Raw genomic sequence first — 17,037 nt, 5'->3', positions numbered from 1 at the left:
CGGATCATATGGAAGTACTAGAGCAGCTTGGCACTTACTATTCGCAAAACGGCGGTTACGTGCTGCAGGAGTTTTACCGCCATTTTCTGATGTCGGTGTACGGCGTTTTATTTGCCGCCATTGTTGGAATTCCGCTCGGCATTCTGATCGCCAGATACAGAACATTAAGCGGGTGGATTTTTGCGGTGACGAACGTCATTCAGACCATCCCGGCTCTCGCCATGCTCGCTGTGCTGATGCTTGTCATGGGGCTGGGCGCTAATACGGTGATATTGTCATTATTTCTGTATTCACTTCTGCCGATTATCAGAAACACGTATACAGGCATTATCAGCATTGAACACGCTTATCTTGAATCCGGAAAAGCGATGGGAATGACAAAATTTCAAGTGCTGCGGATGGTCGAGCTTCCGCTTGCACTTTCTGTCATTATGGCGGGCCTTCGCACAGCGCTTGTCATTGCGATCGGCATTACGGCCATCGGAACATTTGTCGGTGCAGGCGGACTGGGGGATATCATCGTCAGGGGATCAAACGCAACAAACGGAACAGCGATAATATTAGCGGGCGCGATCCCCACAGCTCTGATGGCGGTGATTGCCGATTTGGTCATGGGCGGGCTTGAACGCGCGTTAAGCCCGATTAAAAAGAAGAAAAATCTGGCCAGCGCCGCATAAGAAAAAACGCCTTGTGAATGACAGGGCGTTTTTTTACGGCTTCGGCACATATTTAAAAATCTCTTCGCTTTCAAAAAACTCAATCAATCGCCCGAGCCAATTATAATAATCGAGCCATTCTTTTAATTCCTTCAGAAGCTCATTCACTTTTTCTTCCGCTTCAGGGGTAAGCTCTTCATCCAAGACGCTGAGCAGTTCCCGATTGAGTTTTTTATGCATCATTTTGTTTTTGCTGACGACTTTGCTCCAAGTGGCTGTAAACAGCGTGATAAACGTTTGGTAGTAGTCCTGCTCAACCTCATATAAATCTTTTCTCACGCCCTTTTCGAACACTTTTTCGGCAATATTGGCATCTAGCATTTCCCGCACAACCTGGCTCATGCGTGTTTTGCTCATGCCGGTCGCTTCAGACAATTCGGTCAGCGTCATCGGTTTTCGATTCATATAAATAATGCCCAGCACACGTCCGACGGTAGAGGGCATTCCAAATGCATGCATGTTTTCTGCGATTCTTTCTATTAAATGGTCCTCAGCTTGTTCAATGATCGTTAACGGATCTTTCTCCAACGGTTTCAATCCTTTCAGCTAACAATTCCGATGTCAATATACCACATTTTTGATACGGCGGAAATGCTGCAACAAGAGAATTTGGCAGGAAATTGGAGCAATAAGGAGATCATCACAGGTCAATGCGGGTAAATCAGCGCTTACACATACTTTATAAACAATATGAACAAATTGTAAACTTTTTATTTTATAAACTTTATTCTATAATGGGAAGCATTCAATTGTCTGAAAAATTAAATATAAACTGAACGAATTGAATAAACTTAATTTTGGAGGTGCGATGTTTGCTGACATTAGAAAATGTCTCGAAAACATACAAGGGCGGCAAAAAAGCCGTGAACAACGTGAATCTTAAGATTGCAAAAGGCGAATTTATCTGTTTTATCGGTCCGAGCGGCTGCGGGAAAACGACAACAATGAAAATGATTAACCGATTAATTGAGCCTTCCGCCGGCAAGATTTTCATTGACGGCGAAAACATCATGGAACAGGACCCTGTAGAGCTTAGGCGTAAGATCGGCTATGTCATTCAGCAGATCGGCCTGTTTCCCCATATGACCATTCAGCAGAACATTTCTCTTGTCCCTAAACTGCTGAAATGGCCGGAGCAGCAGCGGAAAGAACGGGCGCGTGAGCTTCTGAAATTGGTCGATATGGGGCCAGAATATTTAGACCGTTACCCTCATGAATTAAGCGGGGGACAGCAGCAGCGAATTGGTGTATTACGGGCACTTGCCGCGGAGCCGCCGCTTATCTTAATGGATGAACCGTTTGGGGCACTCGACCCGATTACGAGGGATTCCCTTCAGGAAGAATTTAAAAAACTGCAAAAAACCTTACATAAAACCATCGTATTTGTTACCCACGATATGGATGAAGCGATTAAGCTGGCAGACCGGATTGTGATTTTAAAAGCGGGAGAAATCGTTCAAGTTGGAACGCCCGATGATATTTTGAGAAATCCAGCAGACGAATTTGTTGAGGAATTTATCGGCAAGGAGCGGCTGATTCAGTCATCCAGCCCGGATGTGGAACGGGTTGACCAGATTATGAACACGCAGCCTGTAACGATTACCGCGGATAAAACGCTTTCTGAAGCGATTCAGCTGATGAGGCAGGAGCGTGTTGATTCATTGCTTGTCGTTGATGACGAGCACGTTCTCCAAGGCTATGTGGATGTTGAAATCATTGATCAATGCAGGAAAAAAGCCAATCTCGTAGGAGAGGTTCTGCATGAAGATCTTTACACAGTATTGGGCGGCACATTGCTGCGCGACACGGTCCGTAAAATTTTAAAACGGGGTGTCAAATATGTCCCTGTTGTGGATGAAAATCGGCGCTTAATCGGAATTGTGACTAGAGCAAGTCTGGTCGACATCGTGTATGACTCCCTCTGGGGAGAAGAAAAGCAGCTCGCGGTATTGTCATAGGGAGGCGATAAGTCATGCATCAAATTATTCAATTTTTGCAAACCAACGGGGTCGAACTTCTTTATAAAACATTTGAGCATATCACGATCTCGCTCATTGCTGTTATCTTAGGCGTGCTCGTTGCCGTTCCCCTCGGGGTTGTCCTTACTAGAATGAAAAAGGGAGCCGGCACCATTATCGGCATCGTCAATATCATTCAAACGCTGCCGAGTCTGGCGATTCTCGCCTTCTTTATTCCGCTACTGGGTGTCGGGAAGGTTCCAGCTATTGTGGCATTGTTTTTCTACTCCGTTCTGCCGATTCTGCGCAACACGTATACCGGCATTCGCGGTGTCAACAAAAATCTGCTCGAGTCTGGCAAAGGCATCGGAATGACGCCGGCTGAACAAGTCCGCCTGGTGGAGCTGCCGCTTGCCGCACCTGTCATCATGGCGGGAATCAGAACATCGACGATTTACTTAATCGGCTGGGCTACGCTTGCTTCCTTTATCGGAGGCGGCGGATTGGGTGATTATATTTTTATCGGACTGAATTTATATCAGCCGGAATATATCATCGGGGGCGCGGTGCCCGTTACAATATTGGCAATTGTGATTGATTATGTGCTGGCAGTGACTGAACGAAAACTGACACCTGCCGGCATGCAGAGATTGAAGGAAGTTTCATAAGGAGGCGGCTCATGAAAAGAAAATATCTCAAATGGATGATCGGGTTAACGCTTGCAGCAATGCTGACGTTGAGCGGCTGTTCGCTTCCGGGGCTCAGCGCCGCTTCAGACCAGACCATTAAAATCGGCGCGCAAAGCATGAGCGAATCAGAAATCATCGCCAGCATGCTTGGCCAGCTGATCGAACACCATACTGATCTTAAAACAACAACCATTAAAAATCTCGGCTCTAACGCGGTACAGCAGCAGGCCTTAATGAATGGGGAAATCGACATTGCGGCCACAAGATATACGGGAGACGCGCTGCCAGGAACGCTGCGAATGGAACCTGAGAAAGATCCGGAGAAAGCGCTGGCGCTAACACAGCGGGAGTTTAAAAAAAGATATGATTTAAAATGGTATGACTCCTACGGGTTTGATAATACGTATGCCTTTACGGTCAGCAAGGAGCTGGCGGATCAATATCATTTAGAAAACGTATCAGATGTGAAAAAATGGGCACCGCAATTAAAGCTGGGTGTCGATAACTATTGGATGAAGCTCAAGGGAAACGGCTATCAAGATTTTACAAAAACCTACGGCATGACATTCGGCGGCACGTATCCAATGCAGATCGGGCTTGTGTATGATGCGGTAAAAAGCGGAAAAATGGACATTGTCCTCGCGTATTCGACTGATGGAAGAATCAAGTCCTATGGTCTCAAAATGCTAAAGGATGATAAGCAATTTTTCCCGCCGTACGATTGCTCTCCGGTTGTTCCGGAACAAGTGCTCAAAGAACATCCTGAGCTTGAAGGCACCATCCAGAAAATGATCGGGAAAATCGACACAGCCACAATGCAGGAGCTTAACTATGAAGTCGACGGCAATCTAAAAGAACCGTCTGTCGTTGCCAAGGAATATTTAGAAAAGCACCACTACTTCGAATCGTGAAAGGAGGACGAAGCCAATGAACGTGCTTGATCAGTTAATGACATATTACGCGCAGAACGGCAGCTACGTCATGGATGAATTCGGCCGCCACTTTCTCATGTCGGTTTACGGCGTATTGTTTGCTGCTGTCGTCGGGGTTCCGGTCGGAATCCTCATTGCGCATTATCGCCGCTTATCAGCCTGGGTGTTCGCCGTAACAAATGTCATCCAGACAATCCCTGCGCTCGCGATGCTGGCCGTTTTAATGCTTGTCATGGGGCTCGGCGCAAACACCGTGATTGTATCATTATTTCTGTATTCCCTCCTGCCGATTATCCGAAACACGTATACAGGCATTGTCAGCATTGAACACGCCTACTTAGAATCGGGAAACGCAATGGGCATGACGAAATTCCAGGTGCTCCGGATGGTTGAGCTTCCGCTCGCGCTTTCTGTCATTATGGCAGGCTTGCGCACGGCTCTCGTCATTGCCATCGGGATTACAGCAATCGGTACATTTGTCGGCGCCGGGGGGCTCGGGGATATGATCGTCCGTGGCTCAAATGCGACAAACGGAACTGCGATTATTCTCGCTGGCGCGATCCCGACTGCGGTGATGGCCATAGGAGCAGATCTGATAATGGCCTGGATTGAAAGGTTGTTGAATCCAGTGAAACAAAAAAATAGAAAAAAGTTAATAAGTGTATAGAGTTAAGCAAAATGGATTCTTTTCTGAGAGGGAAAAGAGTCCTTTTTTATGGTATTTATTGGGTGGATCTTGATATTTTTTTGATTTTTAGAATGTATAGTACAAATAGAATATTGTAACAATTTTGGTTTAAATAGAATAAAATGGAGGACTCTGCAGAGGGACGTAGAATTGTTGTTATTATATGAAGTGGATAAATATGGGGGGCAATAGACTAATATGAAATCCTTATATACACCTACAGATCATTATATGATTCGGGTTCCTTTAGTACATCATGACCTAAAAAATGGGAACTCGCAGGATATCGATCAGTTATTACATGACCTTTGCAACGATTCATTATTTCGGGAACAAATACTGGTATCTAGCAAGACACTATATGAAACAATAAATACTTTCCTGCAAGCGCCGGATAAATTAAAAGGGAAAAAAAAGCGGAACTTTCAGCAGGCAATTTTGAAGTATGCAACAAGAAGAGCAACAAGAACAACACCTTTTGGCCTTTTTTCTTCAGTCGGTATAGGGTCTTTTTCCGATAAAAACCAATTATCTTTTAATCAACATTCATTTTACAAAAAGGCTCGTGTTGATTTTGAGTGGCTCTATCAATTAATTAGAAAACTGGAAAACGAATACACTGACCGACTTTCTTTTACATTAAATTCCGCTTGTTATATTAAAGGTGACCGGGCTTACTTGTTGTACAGCACAGATGGAAAATCTGAAGAAGTTAGTGTTCGTGCGACATCGGTTTTCTATTTGATAAATGAACTTTGTGGTGAATCTGCTGCATATCAAGAGATTATCCGTTGTTTGATAGATAACTATCCAAATACTCCAATCAATAAAATTAATCAGTACGTAGCAGACCTGATTGACAAAGAGTTCCTTATATCTAACTTACGGCCGCCGATGACTGTTTCAGATCAATTTCAGTATTTAATTGCTCAAGCAGAAAGCAGCCATATTCCAGATGAGCTCATTCAGGCTTGTAAGAACATTCAATATCAGATAGATGCATATAATCGGATCACTATTGGAGAGGGAGAGCATCAGTATTTAAATCTGATTGAAACAATGAATAAATTCATAAAGGCATCATCTCCTCTGCAAGTAGACGCTGGATTAGCAGACTCCTCCATTCAACTAGATAATGAAACATCTCTTGCCATAAGTGAATTGGCAAGCATGTTCACTTATATGGCTTCTCCCTCTGCGAAGAAATTAGACCACTTAGAAAAGTACAAAAATGTGTTTTTGGAACGCTATGGATATGAAAGAGAAGTTCCGCTTTTAGAAATGCTTTGTTCCAACACTGGTATCGGTGCGCCTGCTACCTACACGAATCCTGCTAATGAATTCTTCGAAGAAACATCATTTGCGGAGCAATTTTCACCGGAAATGAAACAATTTTTCATGAGAAAGTACTTTGAATCAGTTAGAAAGAAAGCTCCAATTCAATTAGACGACGAAACATTCCATAGAATTTGCAACTCTGAAATTGCTGATGAAGAAATTCCATTATCATTTGAACTCAATTTCTTTGTTAAATTACGTAATGGCAGAGTTATGCTTTATTTAGGCCCCAACGTCGGATCTACCCGCGCAGGGAAAACATTTGGAAGATTTTCTCATATGTCTGATTCAATCAGTGACATCATAAAGACCTTACATAACAAGGAGAAAGAGTTAACAGAGAGTAATGCGAAAGTTTGTGAACTGAGTATTGTGCCTAATCAAACTAGGTCTGGAAATGTAACAAGAAATGTTAGCTACCGAGAAAAAGAGATGTCTCTTTTTACGAACAGTGCTCTGCATCTCCATGATTCTGTCAAAGCTGAAGATGTTCTAATTGGAATCAATAAAGACCATATCTTTTATGCTAGACATAAAACAACTGGCGAAATTCTGTCTTTTGAATCAAATCATATGTTTAATCCTTTATTAATGACCAACGCTGTACGATTTTTATTAGAGATTTCAAGAGACGGTAAAAGAAAATGGAATGATTTCCCGTGGTTTGGCATCTATAGTGATTTCAAGTATATTCCTGAAATCAAATATAAAGAAATAATCTTATCGTGTGAACAATGGCTAATATACAAAAGTGATTTAAGCATGCACTCGAATTCATCAATAGAAGAGGTGAAATCTGCTTTTTTTGAATTTCATCGTACTTATGAACTGCCGCAAACATTTTATATCGTTAACGCAGATAATCGGTTATTAATTGATATAGAGAATGATCGTACTTTGGACGTTTTTTTCTGGGAACTGAAAAAAACGGACCATAACCAGCCATTGCAACTTGTGGCTGCTGAGCGTGATGTAGATGCGTTAATGGATAGAAACCAAAATGTCTATTCGGGAGAAATCGTCGTTCCGCTGCTCAGAAAACAACCAGAAAAACCATTGTATTTACCGGTTCTTAACGCAATAGAGGAAAGTGGAACCGACAGAATAAAAATGCCATTTGAAGATTGGCTGTTTATTAAGCTTTATTGTAAACAAACAAGAGAAGAAGAGCTAATTGCTTTTGAAATAGCAGATTTTTATAACCAGATTTCTGATCAATATCCAGTCAGACATTTCTTTATGAGGTATCGGGATCCAAAGCCTCATATAAGACTTAGATTTAATGGGAAAGCCGAAGTGCTGTACAGCTTGTTTCCCCAATTATTGAATTGGCTGAAAAGCTTAAGAGAAAAAGGGCTGGTTTCAGAGTCTGTTATCACCCAATACGAGCGGGAGGTAGAGCGATATGGCGGGCTAAGCCTAATGGAAGCTGCAGAACAGCTTTTCTGTGAAGACAGCAAAGCTGTTGAAACGATAATCAGAATGCACCGGATGAAGGATATTGAGATAAGCAAGGAAATTGCAGGCATGGTTTCTGTTATACAGTTTTTAGAACAGTTCGAGCTTACGTTTGAAGAGCAGTTAACTTTTTTAGAGAGAAATTCTCTGCAGAACGAGTATCGTACTGAATTTAAAAAGGATAGAGAAATGTATATTGAAATGTGCAATTCTGATAGAGATTGGGATAATCTCAAGAAAACAAGTGATGGCAGAATGTTGCATGACATTTTGAAAGTAAGAAAAATGGCTGCAGCTCATTATGCAGGTTTAATCAAAACGGCATTTGATAACAAAGATGCGGTTTATTCACGTATAGGAAGTGTCATCCACCTGCATTGCAATCGTTTATTCGGAACCGACAGAGAACTAGAAAATAAAATTCTTACACTTTGCAGACATTCTTTATATGCACAACGATATCAAAAGATGAATGGTAGCTTGGCATGGAAGTAAAGGAACAACTGAAGCTAAAAGAGCTGCTGTTTATCATGAAACAAATGCCTAGGACTATCAAATTGATTTTCACCTTAGAAAGGTCACTGTTTTTAAAGTTGATTTTATTCAGTATTATTACCGGTATCCTGCCAATTGTTTCACTATATATTTCACAAGAACTGATTAATTCCCTTGTGACTATCCGAAAAGATGTTTCAATCGTTATCACCATTTTCTTGACATATCTTGGGGTATCATTTTGTGCGGAGCTCATCTCTCAGATTTCTGAATATTATAATGGTAAATTCCAATTAAATATTGGTTATAAACTAAACTATAAAGTCATGAAAAAGAGCAGTAATTTAGGCCTGAAGGATTTTGAAAATCCAGAAATATACGACAAATTAGAAAGGGTAACCAAAGAAATCAGCTATAAACCCTATCAGATAATTCAGGCCATCATTACAATGACCACATCATTTGTGACCCTGCTCTCTTCAATTGCGTTTTTGATGTCATGGAACCCTAAAGTCTCACTGTTATTGTTAGTTATTCCAGTGATTTCTCTATTCTATTTCTTGAAAATTGGACAGCAAGAATTTTTTATACATTGGAAACGAGCAGGAAAGGAAAGGAAATCATGGTATATCAGCTATATACTCACACATGACTTTTCTTTTAAAGAATTAAAATTGTATAACCTTAAGGATTATTTATTAAACAAGTACTGGGATATCAAAAAATCATTTATAGAACAAGATACAAAAATATTGAGAAAGAAAACTTATTTGAACCTAATATATGAGATTGCAGTGCAATTAGTTGGAGCTGTCATTATATTTGTTGCAATCATGTCTGCTTTTGCGGGAAAAATTATGGTCGGTAATGTGATGAGTTATATCAGATCTGTTTCTCTGGTGCAAAACCACTCACAATCTATCATGACAAGCATTTATTCCATATATAACAGCAATCTCTATATGAATCAATTGTATGAATTTCTGGAATTAAAAGAAGAGAAAAGTCAAGGTCACAAGAAACAAATTGTTGAGCCTATTCATTCTGTTGTCTTTCAAAATGTCAGCTTTATGTATCCCAATCAAGGAGAACAGACACTGAGACATATTAACGTTTCATTGCATAAAGGAGAACGAATAGCTATTGTTGGACCAAACGGATCAGGAAAAAGTACATTCATTAAGCTCCTTACCGGCTTATATGAAGTTCAGCAGGGTGACATTTTGATTAATGGAATAAGTATTAAAGAGCTGGATATGGACAGTTATATGAATCAAATTGCAGCACTATTTCAAGACTTTATGAAATATGAAATGACATTAAAAGAAAATATAGGTTTCGGGCAAGTTGATAAACTGCATCAAACAAACAAAATGCATGAGGTTCTCGATATTGTGAAGGCCGATTTCTTAAAAAGCCATTCTTCCTATCAATTCGATACACAGCTCGGACTATGGTTTGAAGAAGGAAGGCAGTTATCCGGTGGACAATGGCAAAAGATTGCTTTGGCAAGGGCTTATTTTAGGGAAGCTTCTTTGTATATTTTGGATGAGCCAAGTTCTGCGCTGGATCCAATTGCAGAAAAAGAAACCTTCGATACTTTTTTCAGTTTGTCAAAAGAAAAAATAGGAATATTTATTTCCCATCGATTGGTTGCTGCTAAACTTGCAGATCGGATCATTGTAATGGATAAAGGAGAAATTGTTGGAATAGGCACACATGAAGAGCTATTAAAAACATGTCCGCTGTATAAAAAGATGGATGAATCCGAGAATTATATGAATCCACTAGAGGAGGAAGGCAGTAAATGGAAAGAGGCGCTGTATCAGGGATAGAAGTTGAAATTGTGAAGGAAATGGCTCGTCAAATTTCTAATTACGATAAAGTGCTGGAAATAGTGAATCAAAAAGATAACTTTCGCAATATTGGCGAAGTTCCGCTTATACCTTGGAAGTCAACTGCTTTGAGTCACGGTATACCAGGCATTTGTATGCTGTATGGCGAATTGCACGCTCATTTTCCTGAGGAAGGATGGGACGACCTAGGACATCAATATTTATCGATTTTAGTAAATGAAATCAAAGAAAAAGGGCTGCATACTCCTTCAATGTTTTCTGGAGCAGCTGGCATTGGACTGGCAGCAGTCTGTTTATCGCAACATTTCACCTATTACAATGGTTTCATTGCTCGTATTAATGAATATTTGGCTGAAGTCGTACCTCAATTGTTAACTGAATTTTACCAGCGGCAAGTGTATATGAGTGACTACGATGTTATAGAAGGAGTCAGCGGAATTGCAAGCTATCTGCTGCTATTTCAAGAAGATAAGGCTATGAAGGATTTGTTAATTGATATTTTAAAATATCTGGTTAGGTTAACTGAAGACATTACCGTAGATGGAGAAAAAGTTCCTGGATGGCATATTTCATCTGAACATCAGTTTACAGATATCGAAAAAAAAGCTTATCCAAACGGAAACTTTAATATGGGATTAGCACATGGAATACCTGGCCCTATTTGTGTTCTGTCTTCAGCACTCATGCAGGGAATTAAAGTAAAGGGCCAAGAACGAGCGATTGAAAAAATGGTGGATTTCCTACTGGAATTTTCTGAAAAAGAGCAAGACAGCTTGTTTTGGAAAGGAATCATAAGCTTTGAGGAGTATCAATACGGATCTCCGCCGGACGCAATAAATTTTAGCAGAGATGCTTGGTGTTATGGAAGACCAGGTGTATGTCTAGCGCTTGTTAAAGCCGGAAAAGCACTTCATAATACTGAACTTTTAAATATCGGAGTACAGAATTTAAGATACACAATATCTGATACACGGGGAATTTTTTCACCTACCATATGCCATGGATACAACGGTATCGGTCAGATTTTGCTTGCCGTAAATCAACTCACCGGACAGGACTATTTTAAGGAAGAGCTTCAAGAGATTAAACAAAAGATTATGAGCTACTATGACAAGGAGTATATCTTTGGATTCCATAACTATGAATCAATGGAAGAGAACGAAGTAGTACCTTTGCAGTACGTTGGTCTGTTGGATGGAGCTGTAGGTGTAGGGTTAGGAGTATTAAACATGGAATTAGGCTCAAAAACAGAGTGGACAAAAGCATTATTAATTTAATAAAAAAAGGAAAAAATGATAAAATCTTGATATTTGTCTGTTACTATATAGGTATTGAAAGGAGGTGACCAATATGTCAAAGTTCGATGATTTCGATTTGGATGTTGTGAAAGTCTCTAAGCAAGACTCAAAAATCACTCCTCAATGGAAAAGTGAGTCAGTTTGTACACCAGGGTGTGTAACTGGTCTATTGCAAACTTGCTTCCTTCAAACAATCACTTGTAACTGCAAAATCTCTAAATAAGTAAAACCATTAATCACTTTGCCCCGACTCCTTGCACTTCTGAGCGTTATACATACTTATTTTCATAGAGTTGGGGCATGAAAACTATGTAAAAAGCAACGGGTGTGAAAGAGTTTATATTTCACACCCGTTTTTTATATTCAGCTTTATGAATCGATAAATTGCAGTGGGGATAAACGGATAATTCTATAATGAAGTTTAAACAACCTTCGTCAAGTACAGACAAGGGATGAATGACTCAAGGGTTCTTAATAGGGTTTATGGTTAAGAATATTTCTAAGAAAATCATATTTTAATTTGGAGATCAATAAATGAGATTGATCCATCTAGAGTAAGGAGTGTGACCTGATCACACTTTTTTTATTTGGCATGTGATCGTGGTGCTAGCCGCCCAAATGCTTAAAGTTTCCAGTTGGAAATGTTTTTTTGATTAAATTTTGATAAAAGTATTCTAGAATGATCTGCATCCGGTAAAAAAGAATCTTCACATGGATACACATTGGCAAAGGAATCCATTTTTGCTTTTTAACATCTATTGGGGAAAATTCATAAGATTGAGGTGGTGTATGTTGTTTTTGAAAAGATGTGTAAACCTTTTAGGCTGTTTTATTGTTTTATTTATGTTATCTGCTTGTCAATCATTAATAAAGTTTAAAGATAAAGTTGTTGAAGAAACAAAAAAAACAATGCATTTTACTGATGATAATGAAAACGATACATCTGAAACAATGGAGAGCCTGATTGATAAGGGAAAACTCGATCAAGTGGTCTATGACGATAAACTTTATCAGCTGAAAGATAAAGTTGATGAAGACAAAAAAGGAAAAGTAATAGGGGCAATAGGCCAAACTTTCTTTGTAGATGGTGATGGAAAGAGATGGTCGGAAGAAGAACTGAAAGAACCGTATATCTCTAATGACCCGGATGAAATCAGAGAGAAAAAACCATTACGCTATGGGAAGGTTTACAGTACAAACGAGGATCCTGATGCCAAAAATGAAATCATTGTTGAGTTTAATCGTGAGTATTATCGAGCGGTTTTAATAAAGAATGAAAAGGAATAAGGGAGAGAGTGACATGAGTACAGTCCTATTAGAAACCAAAAGCCTTACAAAAAAGTTTGGCAAAGAAACAGCTGTTTCAGATGTTTCATTAACTGTTCAAAAAAACAGCATTTATGGTCTGCTGGGACCAAATGGAGCTGGAAAATCGACAACACTTAAAATTTTAACAGGAATTTTACGGAAGACTTCTGGTGAGGTTTTCTTCGACGGACATAAATGGAAACGATCTGATTTACAAAATATCGGATCGTTAATAGAAACTCCACCACTTTACGATAATTTAACTGCATTTGAAAATGTGAAAGTCCATGCCACGCTGCTCGGTCTTTCTGAAGATCGCATTCACAGTGTGCTAAAGACTGTGGATATGGAGCATGCTGGAAAGAAAAGAGCAGGGCAGTTTTCGATGGGAATGAGGCAGCGGCTTGGAATTGCAATCGCCTTATTAAATCATCCTAAATTATTAATTCTTGATGAGCCTACAAACGGGCTAGATCCAATAGGTATACAGGAGCTTAGGGACCTAATTCGCTCATTTCCTCAGGAAGGAATAACGGTGATTTTATCTAGCCACATTCTTTCAGAAGTCGAACAAATAGCAGATCATATTGGGATTATCATCGGCGGTCACCTTGGGTATCAGGGTGAAATAAACAAGGCTGATGATTTAGAGCACTTGTTTATGGAAGTTGTAAAGTCAAGCCGTGAAAAAGAAGGTGTAGATAGATGATGAATTATATAAAAGCCGAAAACCTGAAGTTTAAGAGGACGTTTTCCAGAAAAATGATTATCTTTGTACCTCTTCTTAATATAGGTTTTTCTTTTTTAATGAACATTCAATTTTTTGTATCCGGTACTTTTAACTGGTGGTCTATTATATTTATGCCGGTGATGATTGCTTTATTTTGTTCTTTATCTCATCAAAAAGAAAAAAAGGCTTCTAATTATAATGGTACGTATTCATTACCTATAGATTTAGGGAGATTATGGTATGCAAAGATTATAATTATCATGTTTTATTCGCTATTATCTCAGATTGTATTTTTAGTTTTTATGTTACTCATGGGATTCGTTATAGCTGATTTTGCCATTATTACGCTTTCTACAATTGCCGCGAGTTTGTTACTCTGGATGACAAGTCTTTGGCAAATTCCACTCTGTTTATTTGTGGCCAAAAAGTGGGGGCTTACAATAGCGGTAATGTTAAATCTTATAGGAACCTTCGTTCTGGGCATTATGCCGGCATCTCGTTCCTTTTGGTGGTTTATTCCTTGGAGCTGGCCAATTCGAATGATGAGTCCAACTATTGGTATTCATCCTAACGGTCTGTTGCTTGAAAAAAATGATCCTTTGTTGAGTTGGCTGGTCGTCCCTCCTGCTATATTGATTTCTATTCTATTATTTTTGATACTGTCATTTTTAACCAGCCGTTCATTTGCCCCTTCAATCGATTACAGAACAAAAAAGCAGGGGGCGATGTAAGGTGAGATTGCTTTTGAGGTGTTTACAAGCTGATTTCCAGAAAAGCAAGCACACCTCCTTTATGTGGCTGCATTTTATTATTCCTATAGTTTGTTCATGTGTATTGATCTTGTATTTTTATGGGAGAGAACAAAGCCAATTTTACTTGTATAAATCTTTTATGGAAGCTGTTGCAGTAGCATTGCCGCTGCTCATCGGGGTGCTATGCGGAATGACTGCATCCTTAGAAGAACAGGCAGGGAAATTTCAAGTGTTACTAGGGAGCACATCTCCGAAAGTCATTGCTTATGTGAGTAAAATGTTAATGCTGCTTTTCATGGGGTTGTGCTCTATTGGTTTAGCGCTATTCATCTATATAATAGGATTAAAGTTTATTTTAAAAGTGCCGGATTTGTCTTACGGTATTTTTATAATGGGTGGTGCCTGGCTAGTTGCGGGCAGTGTAGTCCTGTATTGTATTTACTTTTTTATCAGCTGTATGTTTGGAATGGGGGCTTCTGTCCTGATAGGAGGAGCCGGCCTGCTCATGACAGCTCTAATGAACACTGGATTAGGGGATATGATGTGGAAATTTAACCCGTGGGCTTGGGGGATTCGATTGTCAGGTTTAAATGGAGTACTTCACTTTAAAGAAGTAAATCAAGGTGATAATCCTTTGTTAATGCATGAAATGAATTCAGGGGAATTGATTATGGTTTTTGGTATAATATGTACAATCATTGCCAGTCTTATATGGTTTAGTAAATGGGAAGGCAGAAAAACGTTTGAATAGTATGAGGGGGCCGGGAAATGGCAAAAATCCTTGCTGTCGATGATGAAAAAGATATTCTTGTACTGATACAAAATATTTTGCGCCGTGATCAGCATCAAGTTGACACTTTAGATCGTGTTAAAGGCCAGCCGCCTGATTTATTTCAAGGGTATGATTTAATTTTGCTTGATGTTATGATGCCGGATATTGACGGTTTTGAGTTATGTAAACAGATACGGCCTTTGGTTGATTGTCCAATTTTATTCCTCACAGCTAAAACGGAAGAGGAAGCGATAGTAAAAGGCCTCATTACCGGCGGAGATGATTATATTACTAAGCCGTTCGGCGTTAGAGAGCTTAGTGCCCGAGTTAATGCTCACTTAAGAAGAGAACGGAGAGATAAACATCAATCGAAGAGAGTTATCTCCGGTTTTTTATTTCATTTTGATAGTAAAGAAGTATTTATTAATAACAACAAACTCAACCTAACAAAAAATGAATATAAAATCTGTGAATTTTTAGCTCAACATAAAGGGAGAACTTTTTCAAGAGAACAAATTTATGAGGAGATATATGGATTAGAGGGGAATGCCTTGTATTCAACAATTACTGAATTTATTCGAACGATTCGAAAAAAATGTAAAGAGCATAATGCAGACCCCATTAAAACGGTATGGGGCGTTGGATACAAATGGGAATAGGTTTTAAGGGGCAGAAAACACTTCTTAGAGAACTGATAAAGTATATGGTGACTCTATGTATTAGTTTGGTCATACTTGCTCTGCTATATTTATTTATGAATACGATCGCAATGAATACAGGTTTCTCACACCCAGCGAATTATAATGAACGAGAAGCAGAAAAACTGGCGGTGAAGCTGGAAAGCATCGATAAAGTAACTGCTGATATGATTCCTGATACAATGTCATATGCCATCCTTGATAAAGAAACAAAACAAAAAACAGCTGGAAATATTAAAGAAAAAGATTTGCAGCTTGTAAAAAAGAAGATTGAAAAAAAACCATATGTCAATTATAAGCAAAAAGGATATTTGGTTATAGAAAGAAACGATGAATATTGTGTTTTGCAATATTCATTGCGTGCAGATTTCACTTCGCCTTTACTAAGAAAATACCTTCCTAATTATGAATTAACGAGTATTTGTATATTGATTATCTTGCTCATTATAGTTATCTCTATTATAACAACTTACTTTGCGAATAGATTAAGAAAACATTTTGAGACATTGAACTTAATCACTCGATATATAAAAGAGCAAAATTTGCAATTCACTCCCGAATTTACACATATTAAGGAATTCGATGATGTGATTGACTCCTTGATTGAAATGAGAGATGCCCTTCAGTCCTCACTTGAGGCACAGTGGCGTTTAGAAAAAAACAAGAAAGAACAAATAGGTGCTTTGGCACATGATATCAAGATTCCGATTACCATTATTAAGGGGAATGCTGAATTACTCAGCTTGTCAATACAAAACGAGGAACAAGCTGAGTATACAAAGTATATTCTTGGAGCAGGAAATCAGATTGAACAATATATTTATCAGCTGATTCATCTTTCGAAAACGGAGGATGCCTTAACTGTTCATTTGGAGAAAGCATCTGTAGATAAGTTGACAGAAACCCTACTGAAAGATATATCCGCCTATAAAGGAAATAAAAATATAAACATTTCGTTCAAAAAAGAAAATCTAATGAAAGAAGCGAAAATAGACTGGCAATTGTTACATAGGGCATTATTGAATATCTTAACAAACGCAGTTGATTATACACCGGAAGGCGGCACTGTCTCAGTACATGCAGAATGCGATTCTGAGATATTTTATTTTTTTGTAAAAGACACGGGAAATGGATTTTCGGAAATGGGATTAAAAAAAGCCACAGAACTTTTTTATATGGATGACAAGAGCCGTCATTCTAAAGGTCATTATGGAATGGGATTGACTTTTGCAAAAAATGCAGTGAATCTACATAATGGAGAACTTACTCTTGGGAACACTATAGCGGGTGGAGCAGAGGTTCGAGTAAAAATACCCTTATGAAACGAATAAAGCCCACGTCCTATCTGG

General features: G+C 39.1%; 16 protein-coding genes. 15 read left to right on the top strand and 1 reads right to left on the bottom strand.

Going from position 1 to position 17,037, the window contains the following annotated elements; translation table 11 throughout:
* Positions 1–8: 8 nt before the first annotated feature.
* A complete protein-coding gene (gene opuCD, locus GYO_RS39205) occupies positions 9–677 on the top strand; it encodes a glycine betaine/carnitine/choline/choline sulfate ABC transporter permease OpuCD (protein ID WP_014115191.1) in 669 nt (222 codons plus the stop codon).
* A 33-nt stretch (positions 678–710) separates the two neighbouring features.
* Here the strand turns inward: opuCD and GYO_RS39200 are convergent, their stop codons facing one another.
* Entirely contained in the window at positions 711–1,244 is a 534-nt protein-coding gene (locus GYO_RS39200) for a GbsR/MarR family transcriptional regulator (protein ID WP_014115190.1), read from the bottom strand.
* Between the two features lie 284 nt (positions 1,245–1,528).
* Between GYO_RS39200 and opuBA the strand changes: the two genes are divergently transcribed.
* From opuBA to GYO_RS39130, 14 genes are all read left to right on the top strand, one after another.
* Entirely contained in the window at positions 1,529–2,674 is a 1,146-nt protein-coding gene (gene opuBA, locus GYO_RS39195; protein ID WP_014115188.1) for a choline ABC transporter ATP-binding protein OpuBA, read from the top strand.
* A 14-nt stretch (positions 2,675–2,688) separates the two neighbouring features.
* Positions 2,689–3,342: a choline ABC transporter permease OpuBB gene (opuBB, locus tag GYO_RS39190; protein ID WP_014115187.1), complete on the top strand. Its 654-nt coding sequence runs from the start codon at positions 2,689–2,691 to the stop codon at positions 3,340–3,342.
* An 11-nt stretch (positions 3,343–3,353) separates the two neighbouring features.
* Positions 3,354–4,274: a choline ABC transporter substrate-binding lipoprotein OpuBC gene (gene opuBC, locus GYO_RS39185; RefSeq protein ID WP_014115186.1), complete on the top strand. Its 921-nt coding sequence runs from the start codon at positions 3,354–3,356 to the stop codon at positions 4,272–4,274.
* A 16-nt stretch (positions 4,275–4,290) separates the two neighbouring features.
* The gene (locus GYO_RS39180; RefSeq protein ID WP_014115185.1) at positions 4,291–4,962 is read left to right on the top strand and encodes an ABC transporter permease; all 672 of its coding nucleotides are present in this window, start codon (positions 4,291–4,293) and stop codon (positions 4,960–4,962) included.
* 219 nt (positions 4,963–5,181) lie between these two features.
* The gene (locus tag GYO_RS39175; protein ID WP_014115184.1) at positions 5,182–8,274 is read left to right on the top strand and encodes a lantibiotic dehydratase; all 3,093 of its coding nucleotides are present in this window, start codon (positions 5,182–5,184) and stop codon (positions 8,272–8,274) included.
* Positions 8,265–10,109 (top strand): ABC transporter ATP-binding protein, encoded by a 1,845-nt coding sequence (locus tag GYO_RS39170; RefSeq protein ID WP_014115183.1) that lies wholly within the window; start codon positions 8,265–8,267, stop codon positions 10,107–10,109. The genes GYO_RS39175 and GYO_RS39170 overlap by 10 nt, the downstream gene beginning before the upstream one ends.
* On the top strand, positions 10,082–11,407 hold the full coding sequence (locus GYO_RS39165; protein ID WP_014115182.1) for a lanthionine synthetase C family protein: 1,326 nt from the start codon (positions 10,082–10,084) through the stop codon (positions 11,405–11,407). The genes GYO_RS39170 and GYO_RS39165 overlap by 28 nt, the downstream gene beginning before the upstream one ends.
* Before the next feature lie 73 nt (positions 11,408–11,480).
* The gene (locus GYO_RS39160; RefSeq protein WP_041521073.1) at positions 11,481–11,651 is read left to right on the top strand and encodes a gallidermin/nisin family lantibiotic; all 171 of its coding nucleotides are present in this window, start codon (positions 11,481–11,483) and stop codon (positions 11,649–11,651) included.
* Positions 11,652–12,217: 566 nt separating this feature from the next.
* Positions 12,218–12,715 (top strand): NisI/SpaI family lantibiotic immunity lipoprotein, encoded by a 498-nt coding sequence (locus GYO_RS39155; protein WP_014115180.1) that lies wholly within the window; start codon positions 12,218–12,220, stop codon positions 12,713–12,715.
* Positions 12,716–12,728: 13 nt separating this feature from the next.
* Positions 12,729–13,445: a lantibiotic protection ABC transporter ATP-binding protein gene (locus GYO_RS39150; RefSeq protein WP_014115179.1), complete on the top strand. Its 717-nt coding sequence runs from the start codon at positions 12,729–12,731 to the stop codon at positions 13,443–13,445.
* Positions 13,442–14,197 carry a lantibiotic immunity ABC transporter MutE/EpiE family permease subunit gene (locus GYO_RS39145; protein WP_014115178.1) on the top strand — a complete coding sequence of 252 codons (756 nt, stop codon included), beginning with the start codon at positions 13,442–13,444 and terminating at the stop codon, positions 14,195–14,197. The genes GYO_RS39150 and GYO_RS39145 overlap by 4 nt, the downstream gene beginning before the upstream one ends.
* Position 14,198: 1 nt before the next feature.
* On the top strand, positions 14,199–14,969 hold the full coding sequence (locus GYO_RS39140; RefSeq protein ID WP_041521071.1) for a lantibiotic immunity ABC transporter MutG family permease subunit: 771 nt from the start codon (positions 14,199–14,201) through the stop codon (positions 14,967–14,969).
* Between the two features lie 17 nt (positions 14,970–14,986).
* On the top strand, positions 14,987–15,649 hold the full coding sequence (locus GYO_RS39135) for a response regulator transcription factor (RefSeq protein ID WP_014115176.1): 663 nt from the start codon (positions 14,987–14,989) through the stop codon (positions 15,647–15,649).
* On the top strand, positions 15,640–17,010 hold the full coding sequence (locus GYO_RS39130) for a HAMP domain-containing histidine kinase (protein WP_041521070.1): 1,371 nt from the start codon (positions 15,640–15,642) through the stop codon (positions 17,008–17,010). The genes GYO_RS39135 and GYO_RS39130 overlap by 10 nt, the downstream gene beginning before the upstream one ends.
* Positions 17,011–17,037: the final 27 nt, after the last annotated feature.

The sequence above is a fragment of the Bacillus spizizenii TU-B-10 genome, from assembly GCF_000227465.1.
Classification (GTDB): Bacteria; Bacillota; Bacilli; order Bacillales; family Bacillaceae; genus Bacillus; species Bacillus spizizenii.
Note: the sequence above shows the minus strand (reverse complement) of the source record. Positions and strands in the feature narration are given on the sequence as shown.